The organism is Streptomyces phytophilus, assembly GCF_013870535.1.
GTDB lineage: Bacteria > Actinomycetota > Actinomycetes > Streptomycetales > Streptomycetaceae > Streptomyces > Streptomyces phytophilus.
The window spans coordinates 1-3,197 of record NZ_JACBXC010000692.1; the positions used below are offsets into that span (position 1 = coordinate 1).

The window sequence follows — 3,197 nt, forward strand, 5'->3', positions numbered from 1 at the left end:
AGCCGTCGCCGTCGCCGGCCGGGCGGGAGTGGACGGTGACCGGCCGCCGGTCGTCGGCGTCGCCCGCTCCCACGGCGACCTGGATGTCGAGCGCCCCTGTCGCCGGGAGGCGCAGCGGGACGGCGAGAGTCAACTCCTCGACGTGGCCGCCGCCGAGCTGCTGCGCCGCGTGCAGCGCCAGCTCCACCAGCGCGGTGCCGGGGAGGAGGACGGTGTCCCCCACGGCGTGGTCGGCCAGCCAGGGGTGGGTGTGGAGGGAGAGGCGGCCGGTGAGGACGAGACCGTCGGCGGTGGCGTCGGCGAGTTCGACGACGGCGCCGAGGAGGGGGTGTTCGGTGGTGCCGAGACCGGCGCGGGTGACGTCGCCGGTGGTGGCGGCGGGGGCGAGCCAGTGGCGGCGGTGCTGGAAGGGGTAGGTGGGGAGGTCGGTGAGGCGGGCGGCGGGGAGGAGCGCGTCCCAGCGGGGGCTGGCGGCGTGGTGGGTGTGGAGGGTGGCCAGGGCGGTGAGGAGAGTGCGGACCTGGTCGTGGGTGCGGCGCTGGAGGGGGACGGTGAGGTTGGGGACGTCGGTGTCGGCGAGGCACTCGGCGGCGAGGGTGGTGAGTGCGGCGTCGGGACCGGTCTCCACGTACGTCGTCACGCCCGCGGCACGCAGCGCCTCGACGGCCGCGGAGAACCGGACCGGCTCACGGACCTGACGCACCCAGTACTCGGGGTCCACCAAACGGTCAGCATCCCCGGCCATCGGTATCCGCGGCGGGTGGAACGTGAGGTTGCGGACGACCTCGCGGAAGGGGTCCAGCATGCCGTCCATGTGCGGCGAGTGGAACGCGTGGCTCACGTGCAGCTCACGCGCACGGAACCGCTCCGCGACGGCCCGCGCCTCGGCCGCGTCGCCGGAGATGACCGTGGTGGTCGGGCTGTTGAGCGCCGCGATCGTCACGCCGTCGGTGAGGTACGGGACGATCTCCTCCTCCGAGGCACGCAGCGAGATCATGACGCCCGTCGCGGGCATCTCCTGCATCAGCCGGGCCCGGGTGGCGACCAGCAACGCCGCATCGGCCAGGTCGAGAACGCCCGCGCAGTGCGCGGCAGCCACCTCCCCCACCGAATGACCCGCCAGATAGTCCGGCGCCACACCCCAGTGGCCGAGCAGCCGGAAGAGAGCGACCTCGAAGGCGAACAGCGCGGGCTGCGCGTAGCGCGTACGCCCCAGCACCTCGGCCTCCGCGTCGAACATCACCTCACGCAACGGCCGGTCCAGCTGCGGATCCAGCGCCGCCGCCACCTCGTCCAACGCCTCCGCGAAGACCGGGAACCGCGCGTACAACTCCCGCCCCATCCCCGGGAACTGGCTGCCCTGCCCCGTGAACAGGAAGGCGAGCTTGCCGGAGACCGGGGCGGAGTCGGGGCCGGTGATCAGGTGGGGGTGCGCGGCGCCCTCCGCCAGTGCGGCCAGCGCCGCCGGGTCGCCGTCCAGGACTACGGCGCGGTGCCGGTGCCCCGCCCGGGACACGGCCAACGTGTGCGCGACATCGGCGGGATCCGTCTCCGGATGCCGCTGGACGTACGCCGCCAGCCGCTCCCCCTGGGCCGCCAGAGCCACCCGGCTCTTCGCCGACAACGGCCACAGCAACGCCCCCGGACGCACCGCCTCATCGGCAGCCGCCTCCTGCGGAGCCTCCTCCAGGATCACGTGCGCGTTCGTGCCACTGATCCCGAACGACGAAACCGCCGCCCGCCGCGGCCTGTCCACCTCCGGCCACGCGCGGGCATCGGTCAGAAGCCGTACCGCGCCCGACTCCCAGTCGACGTGCGGCGTCGGCGCGTCCACGTGCAGCGTCGCCGGCAACTCCCCGTGCCGCATCGCCTGGACCATCTTGATGATCCCCGCCACACCCGCCGCCGCCTGCGCGTGCCCGATGTTGGACTTCACAGAACCCAGCCACACCGGCCGGTCCGCGGGACGCCCCCGCCCGTACGTCGCGAGCAGCGCCTCCGCCTCGATCGGGTCACCCAGCTCCGTGCCCGTGCCGTGCGCCTCCACCGCGTCCACGTCGGACTCGGCGAGCCCGGCGTTCACCAGCGCGTCGAGGATGACGCGCTGCTGCGACGGCCCGTTGGGCACGGTCAGCCCGTTGCTCGCGCCGTCCTGGTTGACCGCGGAGCCGCGCACCACGGCCAGCACCGTACGCCCGTTGCGCCGCGCGTCCGACAGCCGCTCCAGGGCCAGTACGCCGACGCCCTCGGCCCAGCCCGTGCCGTCCGCCGCCGCGGCGAACGACTTGCACCGGCCGTCGGGCGCCAGCCCGCGCTGCCTGCTGAACTCCACGAAGACGCCGGGGCTCGTCATCACCGCCACACCGCCCACCAGCGCCGTCCCGCACTCCCCGGCGCGCAGCGCGTTCACCGCCAGATGCAGCGCGACCAGGGACGACGAGCACGCGGTGTCGACCGTCACCGAGGGCCCTTCGAGCCCGAAGACGTACGACACCCGCCCGGACTGCACGCTCGCCGCGATGCCGGTCAGGCGGTGTCCTGCCACGTCGGGCACGGTCTCGTGCAGCGCGGGGCCGTAGTCCTGGCGTACGCCGCCGACGAAGACGCCGGTGCGGCTGCCGCGTACCGACGCCGGGTCGATCCCGGCGCGCTCGAACGCCTCCCAGCTCGTCTCCAGCAGCAGCCGCTGCTGCGGGTCCATCGCCAGCGCCTCGCGCGGCGAGATCCCGAACAGCTCGGCGTCGAAGTCCCCCGCGCCGTCGAGGAATCCGCCCTCGCGTACGTAGCAGGTGCCCGGCTTGTCCGGGTCGGGGTCGTGGAGGGCGTCGAGGTCCCAGCCCCGGTCGGTGGGGAACGCGGTCACCGCGTCGCGGCCCGCGGCAACGAGGTCCCACAGGTCCTCCGGCGAGCCGACGCCGCCGGGGAAGCGGCACGCCATGCCGACGATCGCGACGGGCTCGCGGGCGGCCTCGGCCAGCCGCCGGTTCTCGCGCTTGAGCTGCTTGCCCTCGCGCAGCGACTTGCGCAGGGCCTCGACGAGGCTTTCGGTCGACGGTGTGCTGCTCATCGCGCCTCACCCTGTTCGGAGTCGGGATCGTCGTCGCCGAGGGCCATGTCGATCAGGCTCTGGGCGTCGAGGGAGTCCAGGTCGGCGTCGGCGTCGTCGGTCTCCGCCGTCCCGGCAGGCGGCGCGGGCT

1 protein-coding gene is annotated in these 3,197 nt (G+C 74.3%); it reads right to left on the minus strand.

All coding sequences use genetic code 11. The features are described from left to right. The coding region (locus H5J30_RS23650) for a type I polyketide synthase (protein WP_374101016.1) at positions 1–3,028 on the minus strand (3,028 nt) is incomplete at its 3' end. Positions 3,029–3,197 lie beyond the last annotated feature (169 nt).